Raw genomic sequence first — 16,872 nt, forward strand, 5'->3', positions numbered from 1 at the left:
ACGGGCGTGCCTTCCCGACCCGCGCTGCGAACGCGGGCCTCTACTCGGTGACTTGTAGATCACTCGGGAAGGTACGCCCTTCGCGTCCCGTCCCGAAGACCGATCCACAAGTCCTGAGCATTGCTCCCTGCTTGAGGATGCCCAGTTGATCGCCTCGGAACTGGTCACCAACAGCGTCGCTCATACTCCGTCGCGCTTCCTGCAGGTCATCGCAACCCGCCTGACCGAGGACCGTGTGTGCGTCATAGTCGCCGACACATCGACGGCATCGCCCAGCAGCGGCAGCGCCTCCCAGGACGACGAACACGGGCGGGGTCTGGCAATCGTTGAGGCGATCGCGGACAGAACAGGCACAGACACCTTCGTGTGGGGCAAGCGCTCATGGGCGGAGCTGACCACGGCACCGCCCCCAGGGTCGTAAACCACCTGCTGGCGGGATCCTCTGGCAGCCTGCACTGGCTGCGCAGCTTCAGACGTCTAGCCGCCGCACTCACCGGAATCGGAGCACGCCCATGACCCGGTGGCTTGGTATCGCCCTGCTACCCCGAACAGAAGATCTACTCACAGCAATCCGGATCCAGAGCGACCTCAGCCATGAACACCTACTCCAGCCCGCCTTGTCCTGCGACGGCTGCCTCCCCCACGTCACCCTGTTCCAGGGGCCGTTCGTCGAGGCACTGGACATCAAGCAGGTATTGTCGGACATCACGCACTCACTGGTCCTACCCGACCTCCTATGTCTCGACTTCCAGCTGATCGAGTACAGGCCAGTTGGCTGGCTGTTTCTGACGCTGTCTCGCCCCGCCCTATTGGAGCAACTGCAGGAAGCAGCGATCGCCACCCTCACTCCCTACCTGGACCGCAGTGCACTCCGGTCGTCGACGGACGACCTCCACTGCACCGAGGCCGAGCGCGCAAGCTCCAAAGCTCACGGTTACCGATACACCGGGATGGCATTCCGCCCGCACATCACTCTCGGCCGCACAAGCGAAGAGACAGCCCTCGACCTGGTCCAACACGCCTCCGAGCGAGTAACCACCCCTCCGACCTGGACATTTGACCGACTGAGCCTCTACGCCATGGGCAAGGACGGCGCGCACTCCGCGATCTTGGCCGAGATACCCTTCGCCGATGTCCGACGCAGGGCGGCACGTCCGACATCGGCGCCCGATGGCTGACTAACCCCGCCGCCCTCAGGCTCGTGCCCGAACGAACGTGCCGGGCCGGCACACCGAGAGCCTCACCCGATCTGGAGAAGAAGACCGGCTGGAAGTACTCGACCGTCGCGACCAACATCACCAAACTGTGGGGCTTCGCGGACTCCCACCAGACCTAGTGTCCTGAGTCGCTATTTCGTGTGCAGTAGGCGGCGAGGGTGTCGAGGATGGCGTCGGCGGCCTTGGTCCAGACGAACGGCTTGGGGTTGTCGTTCCACTCGTTGATCCAATGACGGATGTCGCGTTCCAGCTCGGTGACGCTGCGGTGGGCCGAGCGGCGGAGTTTGCGGCAGGTCAGCTCTGCGAACCAGCGCTCGACGAGGTTCAGCCACGACGCGGAGGTCGGGGTGAAGTGGAGGTGGAAGCGCGGGTGCCGCAGCAGCCACTTCTTGACCGCCTCGGTCTTGTGGGTGGCGTAGTTGTCCAGGACCAGATGCAGCTCCAGATCCTTTGGGACGGCCGCATCGATGGTCTTCAGAAAGCGCAGGAACTCCTGGTGCCGATGGCGCCGGTAGTGCTGGGCTATGACCGAGCCTGAGGCGATATCTAGCGCAGCGAACAGGCTGGTCGTGCCGTGCCGGATGTAGTCGTGCGTCATCCTCGCCGGCGTACCCGGCGCTAGCGGCAGCACGGGCTGGGTACGGTCCAGAGCCTGGATCTGCGACTTCTCATCCACCGCCAGCACCAGCGCGTTCTCCGGCGGGGCCAGGTAGATGCCCACCACGTCTCGGACCTTGGTCACGAACTCGGGGTCGGTGGAGAGTTTCCAGGTCTGCACGATGTGCGGCTTGAGTCCGAACGCCCTCCAGATCCTGGAGACCGCGGACTGCGACATCCCCGCCACATCGGCCATCGACCGCGTCGACCAGTGCGAATCCCCCGTCGGTGGCGCCTGGTCCAGCGTCCGGGCGACCAGGCTCTCGACCTGCTCGTCCGTAATCGTCCGCGGGGCTCCAGAACGCGGCTTGTCCACCAAGCCCTCCAGGCGGTCGGCGACGAACCGTGCCCGCCACTTACGTACGGTCTCCCGCGAGATCCCCAGTTTCTCTGCCACCTGCGCGTTCGGTCGTCCTTCCGCACACGTCAGCACGATCCTCGACCGCAACACCAGCGCCTGAGACGCCGTCTGCTTCCGCAACCAGCCCCGCAGCACCCTGCGTTCGCGATCGGACAACACCAGCACCAGCGGCTTAGGACCAGGCATCACCCCACCCTACAACCGCCAGCGAAATTCCGACTCAGACGCCAGGACGGCATCGCCGTGTCGTGAGCCAGGTAATCCTTGCACCGTGCCGCATTCAGATCGCCGCTCCGTATCCGGTCGAGCCGTCCAAGAGCCGAGCGAACCTATCCGGATGAGCCACGGCGATAGCCCGAGCCTGACGGAGCACGTGGACTGCCTCGGGCGGGTAACGCCCGGGGCCGAGGGGGAAGGCGGTGTGCAACTGCTCCTGCAGATCGACGTCGGGGCAGTGCACGAACGCCTCCAGCGCTGCCAGCCAGAGATCGGGCCACAGATCTGCCACGTAATGGCTATCTCGTTGGTCCACCACCGGCCGACGCGGCGCCCAGGCCCTGACCCAGTAGGCGGCTGACGCAGCGTTCGCCCTGGCCGCCCACTCGCCTACACGCGCCGCCTGGATGAGGTAGTCCAGCACGCGTCGACGACCCAGCGCCGCGATCAGCGGGTGGACCAGTTGGTCGGTCCGGTTGGATTCCAGCAGGAGCAGCCTCAGCACGTCCGGGGACAGCCGACGGGTCAACTCCACGTCTCGGGTAAGGGCGTCGCCGATACGCAGTCGCGTGGCCTCGACGAGCTCGTAACGCCTGCTTACCGGGTCAAGCTCGACGGGGAACTCGATCGGGGTGGCGCTCTCGCTGGGCGAGATGCGAGCCCAGAGCATCTCCAGCCCATCCAGTAGCGGATCTGGCGTCACACTGCCTCCCCTTGCTCGCCCTGCCTTCGCGATCGGACTACACCAGCACCAGCGGCTTAGGACCAGGCATCACCCCACCCTACAACCGCCAGCGAAATTCCGACTCAGGACACTAGCAGATAGACGCAACACAGGCCACCTGTAATGCGTCTGGTTCGTTTCGGTCACGGCATTTCGCTTGTACGGATGAAGCCCTCGAGTCCTTCCTCCCAGCGTTTCTCAAAAAATTCTTCGGAAGTTTCTTCGGCTTGCATGTCGGGGTTGTTCGATAGCTCCTCCCAAGATGGAACTGGGTCAGGGCTGAGAATTACTCCACAACGCACCCGATTGTTTTGATCGACACAAACAAGTCGCCCATCTATATACTGAGCCACCTTCCGCAGCTCATATCCCGCAGGTCCAATTTCCGCGACGAATTCGAAAGGCAGCTCATCGCGAGGCGAGTAATCGAGAGTTATCAAATACCACGGCTTAGGCTCAGCCCCATGCTTCCGTCGAAGCCGAGCAGCCAGTGTCTGCTGAGGCTGAAAAGGGGGACGCCGTACACAGTTCACAGCGTGTGGTTTACATGAAGGCCATGCGCATTGAGAGCCGCATGGCCCTGAAGGGCGCCAACCGAGAAGTGTGGAAATTCTTGAGAGCTCAGCCGCTCCTGAGATCCTGGTGAGAGATAGTTGCTCGATACGTCGAAGGATGACACCATTCTCTCCCTTCGAGGCGATAGCAAATCCATCTTCCCGTTGAGCATTTCGCTCGCGTTCCGCAAAACTAATCGCCTTCAAAGATGTAACCAACTCTGGCCGATCAGCCAACAGACGATCCAGGGCGCTCCACAGTCCCACCGCCCACTCCAGGGTTTTCCCGTGCGCCGACCGCGAATTTCCCGAATAAGTCTCAGCCACAGACAAGGCGATACTAGCGACACTCGATTCGAAGAAGAGGGAATTATCATACTCTAGCATCGGACCGATCGCTTCGCGGAAATCGTCGAGTTCAATGAGAACGCCATCCGCAATCTCGCCAGAATTCATATAATCCCGAACGAAATTATCAATCGAATGCCTCAACGGCGACTGAAGCGCGTCCAGAAGAGGAAGGAAGCGAATCAGGCACAAAATTCCGTTCATGACACCTATTCAATCCATCGTTTGAGAAGTGCGATGATTCGGGTGGATGTTTGTTCGGGAGATTACTTCACCCACCCGAACAAACACCCACCCCAGGGCCGATCAGTAATCGCCCAGGTCGACGAACTGGGACGCCCATGTCCTGAAGCGATCGTCGAGCTCCTTTCGTTCGGCCCAGAGCGCCTCCACGTCCTCAGGGGGTTCGAGGCCGAAGGTCTGGTGTAGCCAGGTGAGGTACTCGTGGTGGCCGGGGCTGTGTTCCTCGGCGCTGTCGGGAGTGTGGAAGCCCATGTCGGAGAAGGGCTCGCTGTCGATGGCCAGGAGCTGGAACAGCTCAGGCAGGTTTCGGGCGATTACGTAGAGGGCGCCTTCGTCGCCGATCATGACGATGGGCAGGGTCGCGAGGTCTCGTCGGTCGTCGCACCGCCACAGGGCGTAGTCCGAGCCCGAGCCGTTGGCCTGGGCGAAGGGGATGAAGCGGGTCAGGAAGTCCGGGTGGTCCGACCAGGTGTCGAGGCCTGAGTCCGCGTTGTACTCGCGTAGCTCGAAGCCGTCCGAGTAGTAGATCGGGCCGAGCCGGTTCTCGAACTCCTTGAGGAGGTTCAGTTCCGGGATCGGTGAGTACGCCTCGCTCATGTGGCCTCCTGGGCGGGGGCGCCCTGCGCCTGGGACGTCTTGAATCGTCAGGTGATGCTATCCGCGTGAGATGACACTCGGGCGGTTCCACCAGCCCGCGCTTCAGGCGGGAATTTTGTCCGGGAGGGCTGTTTGTTCGGGCTGTGTCCGGCGCCCGGGGCGAGATCGACGTACCGTGGTCAGATTCGATCACGGACGGAAGGGCGTCGCCTGATGGCCGACAGGATTGAGCTTCCCACAGTGCCGTTTCCGCTCAGCGCGTCGCACGACGGTGTGTGGCGGCGCGACGAGGGAGGTCTCGTCGCCGATGCTCCGGGCCACACGGACTTCTACGTCAACCCCGGCGGGGCCGAGTCCGGTGACGCCGAGAGCATGCTCAACGCCGCGACCCTGCTGGGCATGCCGCCCGAGGGGGACTTTCAGTTCAGCGCTCGGGTCAGCGTGGGGTTTCGGGCTCAGTACGACGCCGGGGTGTTGTTCCTGTGGAGCGGTGCGGCGAGCTGGGCCAAGTTCTGCTTCGAGTTCTCTCCCGACCGGGAGCCCATGGTCGTTTCCGTCGTTACGCGCGGAGTGTCCGATGACGCCAACGCCTATACCGTTCCCGGGCAGTCCGTCTGGCTGCGGGTTTCTCGTATCGGGCGGACGTACGCGTTTCACGCCTCTGGGGACGGCAAGACGTGGCGGTTCATCAGGGTGTTCAGCTTGGGTGACGAGGTGGGCAGTCATCGGATCGGGTTCGAGGCCCAGTCGCCTACCGGGGACGGGTGCAGCGTCACCTTCGACGACATCCGGTTCGTGTCGGAACGGTTGGTCGAGCTCCGCGACGGGTCCTGAGCCGGGGCCTCCCCGGCGGCCGGCGGGGTCGGGATCGTCGTCGCCAGCCAGCCGTCCGGGGTCGCGGTGAAGTGGGGTGCCGCGGTCGTCTCCCACCAGGAGCGGATCGCCGTCGTGCGCACCGTCTCCCGGGTGCGTTTGTCGACGTACTCCACCGGGCGCTCCCCCGTGCGGCGGACGGTGACGCGGCCGCGTTTGCAGCCGTCGGGGTAGTCGGTCCACGTCACGCCGGCCTCGGTGCGGAGTAGTTCCTGCATGCCCTCCGTGGATACGCCCTGCAGGCGGCGGTGGGAGAAGTGGGACTGGGCGGCCATGCTGATGCTGTTGCGGATCGCGTCGCGTTGGCGCCAGAGGAAGTAGTTCGCCGCCTCCACCGGGTCCGGGATCGTGAAGACGCGGGCGTCGAACAGGGCGCGTTTGCCGGGGCGGCGTTCGTTCAGGACGGCGGTGGCCAGGGATGCGGCTATGGAGAGCTGCTTTGCTGCGACGCCGCCGAACCAGGGTTCCGTCTCCTCCGCTTCGAAGTCGGTGAGCAGCACGCTTATCTCGTCCGATTGGGTGTACGAGAACTGAGCTCCGGAGATCTCCTGGCACAGTGCCTCCGCGACCGCGTCCATGTCGGACATGAAGCCCTCGTCGAAGGGCTTCTTCGCACCTCGGAGGTAGGAATGGAAGGCCCGCCCGTCGACCCGGAGCAGGGTTAGGGTGCGGCGCGGGAGGATCGCCCGGTGCGCCGCCTCGTAACGCTTCATCCGGTCGCCGAGTGCGGTGGAGTCTGCCATGCGGCTCAGTGTGGCAGTGGGGTGTACGACGCCGCTGTTCGTTTTCCGTAGCTGGCCGAGCCTCGCCCTCCTCGTCGCACAGCAAGGACACACCGGTCCCGGGATGAAGATCGTCGGGCAGTAGGGTCGTGCTGCAACACGACGCGAAGGGACTGGTCGGTGGCGCGGGTTGCGGTGATCGGTGGGGGTATCGGCGGGCTGGGGACGGCGCTCATGTTGGGGCGACGGGGGCACTCCGTGGTTCTGTTCGAGCAGGATGCTCGGCGGGCCGGGGGTGATGTGGATCGGGACTTCTTTCGGTGGGAGCGGCCTCGGGTGCCGCAGGCGAGTCATCCGCATTCGTTGCTCGCGCCCGTGCGGTCCGTGTTGCGGGCCGAGGTGCCTGATGTTTATGCGGATCTGTTGGTACGGGGCGCGCGGGAGTATCACGAGTTCGACTGGTTCGACGAGCATCCGCCGGAGCGGGACGGTGACGAGGAGCTGGTGACTCTGCGCACCCGGCGGATCGTGCTGGAGGCCGCGCTCACCGCGGTCGTGGGGCGGGAACCGAATGTGGAGGTTCGCCAGGGGTGTCGGGTGAGCGGGCTCGTCTTTCGGGAGGGCGAGCGGGTCAGCGGCGTGCGGGCCGGCGACGCGACGTATCCGGCGGATCTTGTCGTCGACGCGTCCGGTCGTCGGTCGCCGGTGCCGGGGTGGCTGAAAGCAGCCGGCTGCCGCCCGCCCGTCGTCGACAGTCACCGGGCCGGGATCGTGTACCTGTGCCGCTGGTACCGGCTGCGTCGCGACGGGCCGCAGGATCCCGGGCGGGTGAAGACCGGGTCCGCCGCTCCGTACGCGCTCGCCGGGATCTTTCCCTCCGACAACGGCACCTTCGCCGTGAGTGTCGTCCTGGCGGCAGGGGATCCGAGTCGGGGCGCGCTGATGGATCCGGCGGTGTTCGAGGCCGTCGCGCGGCGGTTCCCCTCGATCGGGGCGTGGCTGGGGCTGGATCCCGAGCCGTGCTCCGACGTGCTGGCGATGGGCGGGCTGGACAATCGGTGGACCTCCCTCGTCGATGACGCCGGGCCGGTTGTTACGGGGCTGGTCAGCGCGGGAGACAGCCTCATCCACACCAATCCCACCTTCGGTCACGGCGTGGCCCTCGGACTGCGGGCGGCTCAGTACCTCGCCGCCCATACGGACCAGATCGTCGCGGACCCCATGGGCTATCACCGCTGGGCGGAGCGGACTCTCCGCCCCTGGTTCGACGCCCAGGTGACGTCCGACGAGAACAACGGGCGGCGGCTCGCAGAAGGTTCACCGGCCGGTGATCGGCGGGCCGCCGCCGTGGCCGTGTGCGCCTTCGAGGACCCCGTCGTCATGCGGGCCCGGGCTCAGGTGCGGCATCTCGTACACCTGGCTGACGACGCGTACGGCACCGATGAGATCGACCGGCACGTCACCGCCTGGCTGGACGCTCACCCGGACTTCACACCGACGCACGACGGGCCGACGCGGGAGGAGTGGGACGCGCTCGTCGGTGGGCGGACAATGCCGGGGTGACTTCGCCCAGGATCCGTGTCGCCGCGTATGTCATCCGTGCCGGGCGTGAGCTGCTGGTGTTCGACCATGTCGGCATGCCCGAGGCCGGCACCCAGATCCCCGCGGGCGGTGTCGAGGAGGGCGAGGGGCTGCGCGAGGCCGTCCTCCGGGAGGTCGCCGAGGAGACCGGGCTGCGGACCGCCGTCGTGGTGCGGGAGCTCGCCACGGAGGACAAGCCCCATCCCACGACGGGTGAGCCGCGGCGCACCGTCTTCTTCCGCCTCGAGGTGCCGGGCGATACGCCCGACGCGTGGGTGCACGAGGTGAGCGGTGACGGGGGTGACGCCGGGCTGCTGTTCGCGTGCCGGTTTCTTCGGCTTCCGCTGGAGGAGCCTCTCGTCGACGATCAGCATGTGTGGCTCGATCTCTAGCCCCGGGCCTTCCGGCGTGCGCCGCTAATTCCCCTGTCGCGACTGCGGGCTGTACGGGACCCTGGGCGCATGCCTCGACGCCTCATGTTCGTACAGCTGAAGACTGGTTACGACACCGACCGTGGGCCCTCGTGGATCGGTTGGGTCGATTTCTCGAAGACGTGGAGTACCGCGTATTTCCGGGGAAGGACCCTGCGCCGGGCAGGTGGGATGTGGGACGCGAACTTCTACGACACGAAGACCGACGAGGAGTTCTGGATCTCCGGACCGAAGCGTGACCGCACGGACACCCGCTACGGCCCCTCCGGCCCGGAAGTCGAGCCGGATGCCGTCGCGACGTACTACGCGTTTCTGGATGGCGCGCCGCTGCCGGGCCGGGAGAACGGCTGACTCCCTGCCGCCCGCCCGGCAGCAGCGGAACGCACGTCGGGGGTTTCCATCGGGTCGTCGCGGAGATCGGCGATTCTGGCTCGGGTGAGGGGGCTGTCGGGGGCCTGGTCGATGGCCTGCAGCCGGCTGTTTTCCTCGCAGTCCCACAGGGATTCGGTGTGGGCGTAGTCCAGGCCTGTCCGGTCGATCGCTGCCAGCGCCTGCAGGTAGGCGGCCCGTTCGTAGGAGTGCGGGGTTCGCAGCCAGAACCAGCGCAGGTGTGTCAACGCGTCGGTGGCCGCGGAGCCGAAGCGGGCGAGGCGGCGCGCGCCGGCGTCGGGGCCGCACCAGGTATGGGTCCTGCGCAGTTCGGCGAGGCGGTCGATCAGGAGCGGTATCGCCTCCGGTACGAGCTGGTCGGCGAGTGTGGTCGCGCCGAGGTAGGCCAGCCGCGGGAATTCGTGGTGCGCCCAGGCGTGGGCTGCCGGGACGGCGGCGGGGCCGAGGTGTTCAACGGCTCGGTAGATCTCGGGGAGGAGGCGGGTGTCGTCCGGGGTGACGAGTGTCGGTACGAGAGGGAGCAACGCGTCCAGCGCGTCGCGGTGGCGCAGCTCGCGGAGGGCGTCGACGCGGATGCGGTTCTTGGGTTGCTGGGTTTCTGTGAGCAGGCCGTACAGGGCATCGATCGTGTGTCCGGACAGGTCGCGGCGAGACGGTCGGGGAACGGGGTGACTGATGTCTATCCCGAATCGGATCCACGCGGGGTTGGTCAGGGGCGGTTCCAGTACGTCGACGATGCGGGTGCGGGCAATGTCGCCGAGGTCGTCCCACCAGGGTGTCGGCCAGTGGTGCGCCACTTCCTCGAGCACGTACATCCAATGCGCGCCGTCACGGATGTGGGCGCGCAGCGCGTCACGGGCTTCGTTCGATCCGTCCAGTGCGAGGACCACCAGCACGTCCGTGGCGCGGGCGTGTTCGTGCGAGGAGCCCGACAGCTGTTCCGCCACGGGCGTCGGGGACAACCGGAGGTCGCGGATCAATCGGGCCAGGTAGATCGCTCGTTCGTCGGGGAAGCTCCCTGACCAGTCGCGCCGGATCGAGTCGTAGACGAAAGGTGCGGCCTGCTGGGGATCCTGCGCTGCTCGTATCGCTCCGAGACCCCGCCCGCGTTGCAGGAGTCCCTCCACGGATTCGGGGTGGGCGTAGAACATCTCGTCTTCGTCGGTCATCATTCGAGACCATGCCCGAACGGACGCCGGGCTACCAGGCGATTTCTCCGGCACGCACAGCCCGCCTGAGGTCGGACGACTCCGGTAGGCGTGGCCGTCTCGTCGGCCGGTCGCCCTGGGGGCCGGGGACGGCGACACCCGTGCGTCGGTCACTCCGCGGGCGTCGCCGCCGATCTGCCGCGCGGGGCGCTACACCTCGTGCGTCGCGAACAGCTCCAGGCGCCCGCACTTGGCGCAGCGGTACGCCTCTATCTGGCGCCGGAGCCGCCACATCCGCTTGGCGCCGCCGAAGATTCCGCGTTCCAGTCTGCCCTCGATCCAGCGGGCGTAGCCGCGGGAGCCGTCGCCCGCGTCCTCGATGAAGCCTTCGGCGAGGCCGCCGACCGTGCCGCAGTTGGGGCATGTGTAGGTGTCCACCTGCTTGATGACAGGGGGTGGAGGGGGCGCGGTTCCGGGATTCCGGGTCGGGGGTGGGGAATTCCGCGGGCGGCCGGGTTTCCGCCTCGCGCGGGCCCGTGGCCGGTGAGCCGTAAACGCCCCAGGTTGCGCGGCGGTTGACTGTTCATTGACAAGCGTAAAGGCGTGGCCGTAGCTTCCCGATCAGCAGCGTCGTCGAGCAACTCCCCCCACCGGAGGACGCCATGGCCTCAGCCACCGCCGTAAGCCACCGCGCGCTCGACGGCGCGGCGTACCGGCTCGAGAGCGATCTCGACCTGCGGGAGCCCGCCACCTCCGCCCTCGAGGTCATCGTCGGCGGGCGGCTCGTGGAGTTCACCGCGGGCGACGCCTCCCTCGGGGATTCCGTCGCCGCGTCCCTGGGGGTCGAGGGGTTCGACTCCGAGCTGAGCTTCGCCGGGGGCATCCTGCAGACCGCCGTCACCGAGGAGCGCGAGCCGCGGTCGGGGCTCGTCGAGCGGCCGTTGCTCGTGGTCTGGCGCGGGCGGCGGTACGCCATGGTCACGCGCCTGTACGACATCGGCACCACCGAGGTCCTCGGCCTGCTGCGCACCCTCCGCGTCCAGGAGACCGCGAACGGCCTCACCCTCACCCCGGACCGCACCGCGGGCAGCGCGAACGCCGCCGCGGCGACCGTCATCAAGGAGATTCCCGGACTCGGGCTCCTCGAGCTGACCCGCCGCACCAAGGCCCACGCCGCCCAGTTGCCCCCCTGGAAGGGCGTGGCGACCGCGGCCGGAGACCTCTACCGGGACACGTTCACCGACGGCACCCCCTTCTTCGTCCTCTCCGGCCCCGAGGTCTGGGCGACGGTGGCCCCCTTGCCGTCCACGACCGTCGAGAAGGTCCCGGACCTCGTCGGCCGCCTCACCCTCGCCCTCGCGTGACCGCCTTCTACGGCGCCCTCTGCGCCCTGACCACCGCCCTCACCCTCCTCGCCGGCGCCGCAGCCCACCTCACCCGCCCCACAGCCCTCCCCCACGCCCTCCGCACCCACCGCGTCCTCCCCCCAAAAGCCGTCCGCCCCCTCTCCCTCACCGTCCCCCTCACGGAAGCCGCCCTCGGCGTCGCAGCCGTAACCGGCTCCCGCATCGCCCTGGCCGCAGCCGCCGCCCTCTTCGCCGCATACGCCGCCTACTCCCGCCGCGTCCTGACCCACGGCGCCGGCGGCCCCTGCGGCTGCTCCCGCACCGAGGTCCCCATGTCCGTCTGGGTGACCCGCCGCGCCGTCGCCCTCACCGCCGTCGCCGCGGCCGGCGCCGCCCTCGGCCCCGGGACACCCTCCGGCGCCCGGCTCGCGACCCTCCTCCTCGCCGCCCCCGCCTGCGCCGCGCTCCTCTGGTCGCTCCCGGCCGCCATGCACCAGCCCGCACCCGTCACCGCCGAAGGACGCCCATGGACTTCACCACCAGTGCGCTGATCGCCTCCTGGGCCGCCATCCTGCTGCTGGCCCTGGTGGTGTCCGGCCTCATCCGCCAGGTCCACCAGCTCACGCGTGAGCGGACCCAGCACCACCCCACGGCCGTCGGCATCCAGCCGGGCGCGGCCGCCCCGGGCCTGGCCGGAGTGCTGGAGCCGGGGCGGGACGGTGTGCTGCTGTTCCTCGACGCCGACTGCCGTACCTGCGGCGAGGTGCTGACGGAGGCCGCCGCCTGGGCGAGCCGGCACGGCTCCGGCGAGGTGCAGCTGCACGCCGTGTACGCGGGCGCGCCGGTGTCCGGCGGGGAGCTGCCGGTCACCGGTCACCGGCCGGACCTGTTCGAGGCGTACGACGCGATCGCGACCCCGTTCGCGGTGGCCACCGACCCGCGCGGCCGGGTGCTGCGGTCCGAGCCCCTGGGGTCCGCGACGGCGCTGCTGCGGCTGCTGGACGACATCCACCCGGGACAGCTGAGGAGTGCCTCATGACGACGCTCGACGACGTACCCCTGCTGCGCCGCCCGGGCGGCGCGAGCCGCCGCCGCTCACCGGCCGAGCGCGGGTTCGCCCTCCCCCGGCGTACGGTGCTGCAGGCGGCGACGGCCGCCGGGTTCGCCGCGATGGGGGTGTTCTCCGCCGCCCGGGAGGCGTACGCCGACGGCTACGACATCTGGACCGGGGCGTGCCCCTCGTACGCCGACGGGCACAACTGCTCGCCGGGGTGCGGTCCGAGCACCGTGTACACCGACGCGTGCGCGACGTCGGGGACGTACGCGGGGTTCCACAAGAACGACGGCGTGACGTGGACCCTGCGGCCCAACCAGTGCTACTCGGGCACGTACGACGGCTGGCTGTGGCGCTACAGCAGCGCGTGCGGCGAGTGCGGCTGCGGTATCGAGCGGCGCTGCCACGACGGGTACCGCAACACCGGGTCCGGGTGGGTGAAGTCGATCTGCCGTTACACCACGGAGTGCGACTGCCCCGGCTCGGTGACCTGGCCGACCATCGCCAACGGCGCGACGGGGCCGGACGTGTACGCCGTGCAGTTCCTGGTCACGTACCGCGGCTTCAGCACCACCGCCGACGGCATCTTCGGCGCGAAGACCGAGACGGCGGTGGAGAAGTTCCAGACGGCGAACGGACTGAGCCCGACGGGCAGCGTGGGCGCGGCGACCTGGCCGGTGCTCGTCGTGACCGTACGCCGCGGCGACATCAACACGGCCGTGCGCGCCGCCCAGTGGGAGCTGAACAAGCACGGGTACGGGCTCACCGTCGACGGCAACTTCGGCACCCTCACGGACACCGCGGTGCGCGGCTTCCAGAGCGCGAACGGGCTGTCCGTCGACGGCGTCGTGGGCCCGAACACCTGGCGCGCGCTCACGGGGACGGTCTGAGTGACCACACCGGCCGAGGCCCGGATCCGGTTCGCCGACCCGGCGCTGCCCGTCGCGGTGCTGGCTGTCGCGGCCGTGGTGTCGGCCCTGTACGCGCCGGCGCTGACGTGGGCGGTGACGGGCGGGCTCGCCGGGTACGCGCTGTCCGGCTCCGTTTGAACGCGTAACAGCGCATTCGCGCTGGCCTCGCCAGGTTGGCGGGCCTTGCACCGGCAGGTCAGGATCCTCGGCGTGTTCACGACCGGGCTGCTGCTGGGCGCCCTGCTGTCGGTGGCCGTCCTGTGGCTGCTGTCCGGACTGTTCGCGCCGGTCCCGGCGGTCTGGCGGGAGGGCGTGATCGTGGCGGCGGCGGTGCTCGCGGTCCTGCGCGACCTCGGGGTGCTGACGGTGCGGCTGCCGCAGAACGCCCGGCAGATCCCGCAGGACGTGCTGAAGCGGGATCTGGTGCGCGGGACGCTGCAGTTCGGCTTCGAGATGGGCACGGGGGTACGGACCTACGTATCGGCCTCCGCCCCGTACGCGCTGGTCGTGGCGGTGCTGCTGGCCGGCGGCGGCTGGGCCCCGGCGCTGGCGGCGGGCCTGGGCTTCGGCCTGGGCCGGGCGCTGACGCCCGCGCTGCGGCTGGCGTCGGGGGCGGCGGAGGAGTGGGACGCGCGACTGACGGTGCGGCTGACGGCGATGAAGACGGTCGCGGCGGGAGCGATGGCGGTGGCGTTCGCGGTGCTGTGGGCGGCGGGGCTCTCGTAGGGTGGGCGCCATGGCGCGATTCGACGAGATCCTGGCCACGTTCTGGGCGCCCGACGAGAGTTACGGCAGTCAGCCGGCGCTCACGGACGAGGCGGTGCGGGAGGCCGAGCGGGTGCTCGGGGTGACGCTGCCGTCGGGGCTGCTCGAGCTGCTGCGGGTGCGCAACGGTGGGGTGGTGGCCGCCGGTCACCGGGTGTTCCGGACCAGCCGGCCGACGTCGTGGGACGAGGACCGGGTGCCCTTCGAGACCGTGCTGGGCATCGGGAAGCCGGGGCTCATGAGGTCGCTGCTCGACTCACCCTATCTGGCCGAGGAGTGGGGGCTGCCGTCGCCCGTCGTGATCCTCTCCGGCGAGGGACACTGGTGGATCGCGCTCGACTACCGGGAGTGCGGGCCCGCCGGGGAGCCGTCGGTGACCTGGTTCGAGACCGACTTCGACACCGAGCTCGCCCTGGCCGGGGACTTCCGGACGTTCGTCGAGGGACTCACACCCTCCTGACGCCGGACACTCGGGCGCGCCGTCCGGAGGTTCCGTACCGACCCCGAGAAAATGACGCCCATGGCGAGCACAGGACATCACGCCGGTTCGTACCGCGACGGCCGGGGGCGCAACGAGACGCCCGAGGAGCGGGCCGACCGGCGGTGGGGGGAGCTGCTGCAGGAGCTGCGGGTCACGCAGACCGGGGTGCAGATCCTCTTCGGGTTTCTGCTCACCGTGGTGTTCCAGCCGGGGTTCGACGGGCTGGGCGACGCCGACCGGCGCATCTACGTGCTGACGGTGATGCTCGGGGCGGCGGCGACGGGAGCGCTGATCGGTCCGGTGTCGATCCACCGGTTTCTGACCGGGCGGCGGCTGAAGCCGCAGACGGTGGAGTGGGCGGCGCGGCTGACGATCGTGGGGCTGTTCCTGCTGCTGTGCACGATGGCGTCGGCGCTGCTGCTCATTCTGCGGGTCGTGACGTCCGACGGTCTGGCGCTGTGGCTGGTGGGCGGGATGGTGGTGTGGTTCGCGGTGTGCTGGTTCCTGCTGCCGGTGTGGGCGCGGCTGGCTTCGGCGGAGGAGTGACTACGGGGTGGAGCCCCAGGAGAGCCCCACCCCGTTGGAAAAGCATCAGCCGAGCGTGCAGGCCTGGCCGTTGAGGGCGAAGGACGCGGGCGAGGAGTTCGTACCGCTGTAGTTCGCGATGAAGCCGAGGGTCACCGAGCCGGCCGCCGGGATACGGCGGGTGTAGTCGGCCGGGGTGACGGAGACGTCGGCGCCGGTCTGGTGGGGGGTGCCGCCCCACATGTTCTGGATGACCTGGTTGCCGGGGAAGGTCCAGGTGAGGGTCCAGCCGTCGATCGCGGTGGTGCCGGTGTTGGCGATCTGCACGTCACCCTGGAAGCCGCTGCCCCAGTCGCCGGCCTTCTTGTACGTCACCTTGCACTGGCCCGGGTTCTGGTCGGGGGACTTGGTCGTGAAGGTGACCGTCGCCGAGCGCGGCGAGCGCAGGCCGGCCGCGTCGCGCGCGTAGACGGCGAAGGTGTACGCCGTGCTCGGGCTCAGCGACGTCAGGGTCGCCGAGGCGGTGGACGAGGTGGACCAGGGGGTCTCCGTGGTGCCGGTGACCCGGACGATGTCGTAGCCGGTGACGCCGACGTTGTCCGTCGAGGCGGTCCACGTCAGGCGGGCGCCGGTGGAGGTGACGTCCGAGGCGGCGGGGGTGCCGGGCGTCGTGGGCGGGACGAGGTCGTCGTCGCCGCCTCCGCCGTAGATCCCGGCCTCCTTCGCGGTCGCCGCGATGCCGTTGGGGCCGTTGAAGATGCGGGTGCCCCAGGGGGTGAGCTGGGCGGGGTCGAAGGCGGTGACCATGTCGAGGTACTCGACGCCGCCGCCGTTGCCGCTCCACGACCATCCGAGGTAGCCGAGGCCCAGCTGCTGGGCGGTGCCCATGATGGCGTCCTCGTCGGGGTCGCCGTCCGAGTGCATGTTCCCGAACTCGCCGACGACCAAGGGCAGCTTGGCGGTGACGAAGGCGTTCAGATAGTCCTGGACCTTGGCGGCGGTGTTGTAGACGCCGTACATGTGGATCGAGAAGATCGTGTTGCGGTCGGGGTCGGCGGCGAACACCGAGGCGGCGTTGGCGCGCATCACGCCCGCCCAGTCCTGGCCCCAGTTGGGGGCGTCGACCATGATCGCGTTGTTGAAGCCGGCGCCGCGCAGTTTGGTGATCGCGGCCTTGGTGTCGGCGGTCCAGGCCTCGTAACCCTGGTTGCCGTAGGGCTCGTTGCCGATGTTCAGGATGACGTAGTCCTCCTGGCCCTGGAGCGCGCTCTTGACGCTGATCCAGTAGTCGGCGGCCTGGGAGAGCGTGGCGGCGCCGGCCTGCTCGCCGTAGCCGGTGGTGTCGTGGACCTCGAGGACGCAGATGAGCTTGTTCTGCTTGCAGCGGTTGACAACGTTGCCAACGTCGGCGGCGTCGTTCTTGGTCCAGCGCTGGCCGGAGGCGAGGACGACCCGGATCGCGTTGGCGCCCTTGGCCTTGATGTCGGCGAAGGAGGCGGTCTGCGTCTGGTACCAGGTGTGGGCGTGGCTGACGCCGCGCAGCACCAGGTCGGAGCCGTCGCCCTCGACGACGCGGCCGGCCGCGCTGACGTGGATGCCGGTGGGGGCGGCGGCCGCGGGTGGGGCGGTCCAGAGGCCGGCCAGGACCGCTGCGGCGCCGAGGAAGGCTGCCGCGCGGGTCAGTGCTCTCATCTTTCGACTCCTGTCGGAGGTGGGGGCGAGGATATG

At 68.6% G+C, this 16,872-nt stretch carries 23 protein-coding genes; 15 read left to right on the forward strand and 8 right to left on the reverse strand.

The annotated features are described in order from the left end of the window. Window positions 1-127: 127 nt before the first annotated feature. The 3 genes from SRB5_RS37750 to SRB5_RS37205 all read left to right on the forward strand — a co-directional run bounded on the left by SRB5_RS37750 (window position 128) and on the right by SRB5_RS37205 (window position 1,336). Window positions 128-421, forward strand: coding sequence for an ATP-binding protein (locus SRB5_RS37750; RefSeq protein ID WP_407703959.1), 294 nt, complete (start codon window positions 128-130; stop codon window positions 419-421). 91 nt (window positions 422-512) lie between these two features. Then, entirely contained in the window at window positions 513-1,178 is a 666-nt protein-coding gene (locus SRB5_RS22890) for a 2'-5' RNA ligase family protein (RefSeq protein WP_153455056.1), read from the forward strand. Window positions 1,179-1,201: 23 nt separating this feature from the next. Beyond that, complete coding sequence (locus tag SRB5_RS37205) at window positions 1,202-1,336, forward strand: hypothetical protein (protein WP_267132608.1); 135 nt, start codon at window positions 1,202-1,204, stop codon at window positions 1,334-1,336. Here SRB5_RS37205 and SRB5_RS22895 read toward each other — a convergent pair. From SRB5_RS22895 to SRB5_RS22910, 4 genes are all read right to left on the reverse strand, one after another. Continuing rightward, window positions 1,333-2,421 (reverse strand): IS630 family transposase, encoded by a 1,089-nt coding sequence (locus SRB5_RS22895; RefSeq protein ID WP_153455058.1) that lies wholly within the window; start codon window positions 2,419-2,421, stop codon window positions 1,333-1,335. The two genes, SRB5_RS37205 and SRB5_RS22895, sit on opposite strands and share 4 nt — an antisense overlap. Window positions 2,422-2,515: 94 nt before the next feature. Then, window positions 2,516-3,154 carry a hypothetical protein gene (locus SRB5_RS22900; RefSeq protein WP_153455060.1) on the reverse strand — a complete coding sequence of 213 codons (639 nt, stop codon included), beginning with the start codon at window positions 3,152-3,154 and terminating at the stop codon, window positions 2,516-2,518. Between the two features lie 164 nt (window positions 3,155-3,318). Next, the gene (locus SRB5_RS22905; protein ID WP_153455062.1) at window positions 3,319-4,281 is read right to left on the reverse strand and encodes a DUF6881 domain-containing protein; all 963 of its coding nucleotides are present in this window, start codon (window positions 4,279-4,281) and stop codon (window positions 3,319-3,321) included. 102 nt (window positions 4,282-4,383) lie between these two features. Beyond that, entirely contained in the window at window positions 4,384-4,917 is a 534-nt protein-coding gene (locus tag SRB5_RS22910) for a hypothetical protein (protein ID WP_153455064.1), read from the reverse strand. Between the two features lie 213 nt (window positions 4,918-5,130). Here SRB5_RS22910 and SRB5_RS22915 point away from each other — a divergent pair, with 213 nt between their 5' ends. Continuing rightward, the gene (locus tag SRB5_RS22915; RefSeq protein ID WP_153455066.1) at window positions 5,131-5,751 is read left to right on the forward strand and encodes a DUF1349 domain-containing protein; all 621 of its coding nucleotides are present in this window, start codon (window positions 5,131-5,133) and stop codon (window positions 5,749-5,751) included. On the opposite strand, the gene SRB5_RS22920 is transcribed toward SRB5_RS22915, so the two are convergent. Further along, on the reverse strand, window positions 5,640-6,533 hold the full coding sequence (locus tag SRB5_RS22920; RefSeq protein WP_153455068.1) for a tRNA(His) guanylyltransferase Thg1 family protein: 894 nt from the start codon (window positions 6,531-6,533) through the stop codon (window positions 5,640-5,642). The genes SRB5_RS22915 and SRB5_RS22920 overlap by 112 nt on opposite strands. Before the next feature lie 159 nt (window positions 6,534-6,692). Between SRB5_RS22920 and SRB5_RS22925 the strand changes: the two genes are divergently transcribed. From SRB5_RS22925 to SRB5_RS22935, 3 genes are all read left to right on the forward strand, one after another. After that, window positions 6,693-8,075 carry an NAD(P)/FAD-dependent oxidoreductase gene (locus SRB5_RS22925; RefSeq protein WP_323378319.1) on the forward strand — a complete coding sequence of 461 codons (1,383 nt, stop codon included), beginning with the start codon at window positions 6,693-6,695 and terminating at the stop codon, window positions 8,073-8,075. Next, window positions 8,072-8,485 (forward strand): NUDIX hydrolase, encoded by a 414-nt coding sequence (locus SRB5_RS22930; protein WP_323378320.1) that lies wholly within the window; start codon window positions 8,072-8,074, stop codon window positions 8,483-8,485. The genes SRB5_RS22925 and SRB5_RS22930 overlap by 4 nt, the downstream gene beginning before the upstream one ends. A gap of 69 nt (window positions 8,486-8,554) precedes the next feature. Then, window positions 8,555-8,875 (forward strand): hypothetical protein, encoded by a 321-nt coding sequence (locus SRB5_RS22935; protein ID WP_153455074.1) that lies wholly within the window; start codon window positions 8,555-8,557, stop codon window positions 8,873-8,875. On the opposite strand, the gene SRB5_RS22940 is transcribed toward SRB5_RS22935, so the two are convergent. Both SRB5_RS22940 and SRB5_RS22945 read right to left on the reverse strand, forming a co-directional pair. Further along, window positions 8,827-10,083, reverse strand: coding sequence for a hypothetical protein (locus tag SRB5_RS22940; protein WP_153455076.1), 1,257 nt, complete (start codon window positions 10,081-10,083; stop codon window positions 8,827-8,829). The genes SRB5_RS22935 and SRB5_RS22940 overlap by 49 nt on opposite strands. Before the next feature lie 189 nt (window positions 10,084-10,272). Further along, window positions 10,273-10,500, reverse strand: coding sequence for a hypothetical protein (locus tag SRB5_RS22945; RefSeq protein WP_323378321.1), 228 nt, complete (start codon window positions 10,498-10,500; stop codon window positions 10,273-10,275). 224 nt (window positions 10,501-10,724) lie between these two features. On the opposite strand from SRB5_RS22945, the gene SRB5_RS22950 reads away from it, so the two are divergent. The 8 genes from SRB5_RS22950 to SRB5_RS22985 all read left to right on the forward strand — a co-directional run bounded on the left by SRB5_RS22950 (window position 10,725) and on the right by SRB5_RS22985 (window position 15,165). Further along, the gene (locus tag SRB5_RS22950; protein ID WP_153455078.1) at window positions 10,725-11,426 is read left to right on the forward strand and encodes a hypothetical protein; all 702 of its coding nucleotides are present in this window, start codon (window positions 10,725-10,727) and stop codon (window positions 11,424-11,426) included. Beyond that, window positions 11,423-11,959, forward strand: a complete 537-nt coding sequence (locus SRB5_RS22955; protein ID WP_323378322.1) for a MauE/DoxX family redox-associated membrane protein — start codon at window positions 11,423-11,425, stop codon at window positions 11,957-11,959. Before SRB5_RS22950 ends, SRB5_RS22955 begins: the two co-directional genes overlap by 4 nt. After that, the gene (locus SRB5_RS22960) at window positions 11,935-12,447 is read left to right on the forward strand and encodes a hypothetical protein (protein ID WP_153455080.1); all 513 of its coding nucleotides are present in this window, start codon (window positions 11,935-11,937) and stop codon (window positions 12,445-12,447) included. The genes SRB5_RS22955 and SRB5_RS22960 overlap by 25 nt, the downstream gene beginning before the upstream one ends. After that, window positions 12,444-13,352: a peptidoglycan-binding domain-containing protein gene (locus SRB5_RS22965; RefSeq protein WP_153455082.1), complete on the forward strand. Its 909-nt coding sequence runs from the start codon at window positions 12,444-12,446 to the stop codon at window positions 13,350-13,352. Before SRB5_RS22960 ends, SRB5_RS22965 begins: the two co-directional genes overlap by 4 nt. After that, window positions 13,353-13,511 (forward strand): hypothetical protein, encoded by a 159-nt coding sequence (locus SRB5_RS22970; RefSeq protein ID WP_153455084.1) that lies wholly within the window; start codon window positions 13,353-13,355, stop codon window positions 13,509-13,511. A gap of 72 nt (window positions 13,512-13,583) precedes the next feature. Next, a complete protein-coding gene (locus SRB5_RS22975; RefSeq protein WP_323378323.1) occupies window positions 13,584-14,099 on the forward strand; it encodes a hypothetical protein in 516 nt (171 codons plus the stop codon). 10 nt (window positions 14,100-14,109) lie between these two features. Further along, window positions 14,110-14,598, forward strand: a complete 489-nt coding sequence (locus tag SRB5_RS22980; RefSeq protein ID WP_153455088.1) for an SMI1/KNR4 family protein — start codon at window positions 14,110-14,112, stop codon at window positions 14,596-14,598. Between the two features lie 51 nt (window positions 14,599-14,649). Continuing rightward, window positions 14,650-15,165, forward strand: coding sequence for a DUF6328 family protein (locus SRB5_RS22985; RefSeq protein ID WP_407703956.1), 516 nt, complete (start codon window positions 14,650-14,652; stop codon window positions 15,163-15,165). Between the two features lie 45 nt (window positions 15,166-15,210). On the opposite strand, the gene SRB5_RS22990 is transcribed toward SRB5_RS22985, so the two are convergent. After that, window positions 15,211-16,836: a cellulase family glycosylhydrolase gene (locus SRB5_RS22990; protein WP_153455092.1), complete on the reverse strand. Its 1,626-nt coding sequence runs from the start codon at window positions 16,834-16,836 to the stop codon at window positions 15,211-15,213. Between the last annotated feature and the right edge of the window lie 36 nt (window positions 16,837-16,872).

The sequence above is a fragment of the Streptomyces smaragdinus genome, from assembly GCF_009604385.1.
GTDB lineage: Bacteria > Actinomycetota > Actinomycetes > Streptomycetales > Streptomycetaceae > Streptomyces > Streptomyces smaragdinus.

What these genes read in the sequence shown, in the direction of transcription:
- SRB5_RS22895 (WP_153455058.1), bottom strand. Translation starts at nt 2,421, where the DNA reads ATGCCTGGTCCTAAGCCGCTGGTGCTGGTGTTGTCCGATCGCGAACGC.
- SRB5_RS22935 (WP_153455074.1), top strand. Translation starts at nt 8,555, where the DNA reads ATGCCTCGACGCCTCATGTTCGTACAGCTGAAGACTGGTTACGACACC.
- SRB5_RS22905 (WP_153455062.1), bottom strand. Translation starts at nt 4,281, where the DNA reads ATGAACGGAATTTTGTGCCTGATTCGCTTCCTTCCTCTTCTGGACGCG.
- SRB5_RS22985 (WP_407703956.1), top strand. Translation starts at nt 14,650, where the DNA reads ATGACGCCCATGGCGAGCACAGGACATCACGCCGGTTCGTACCGCGAC.
- SRB5_RS22915 (WP_153455066.1), top strand. Translation starts at nt 5,131, where the DNA reads ATGGCCGACAGGATTGAGCTTCCCACAGTGCCGTTTCCGCTCAGCGCG.
- SRB5_RS22910 (WP_153455064.1), bottom strand. Translation starts at nt 4,917, where the DNA reads ATGAGCGAGGCGTACTCACCGATCCCGGAACTGAACCTCCTCAAGGAG.
- SRB5_RS22890 (WP_153455056.1), top strand. Translation starts at nt 513, where the DNA reads ATGACCCGGTGGCTTGGTATCGCCCTGCTACCCCGAACAGAAGATCTA.
- SRB5_RS22950 (WP_153455078.1), top strand. Translation starts at nt 10,725, where the DNA reads ATGGCCTCAGCCACCGCCGTAAGCCACCGCGCGCTCGACGGCGCGGCG.
- SRB5_RS22990 (WP_153455092.1), bottom strand. Translation starts at nt 16,836, where the DNA reads ATGAGAGCACTGACCCGCGCGGCAGCCTTCCTCGGCGCCGCAGCGGTC.
- SRB5_RS22940 (WP_153455076.1), bottom strand. Translation starts at nt 10,083, where the DNA reads ATGACCGACGAAGACGAGATGTTCTACGCCCACCCCGAATCCGTGGAG.
- SRB5_RS22920 (WP_153455068.1), bottom strand. Translation starts at nt 6,533, where the DNA reads ATGGCAGACTCCACCGCACTCGGCGACCGGATGAAGCGTTACGAGGCG.
- SRB5_RS22960 (WP_153455080.1), top strand. Translation starts at nt 11,935, where the DNA reads ATGGACTTCACCACCAGTGCGCTGATCGCCTCCTGGGCCGCCATCCTG.
- SRB5_RS22980 (WP_153455088.1), top strand. Translation starts at nt 14,110, where the DNA reads ATGGCGCGATTCGACGAGATCCTGGCCACGTTCTGGGCGCCCGACGAG.
- SRB5_RS22965 (WP_153455082.1), top strand. Translation starts at nt 12,444, where the DNA reads ATGACGACGCTCGACGACGTACCCCTGCTGCGCCGCCCGGGCGGCGCG.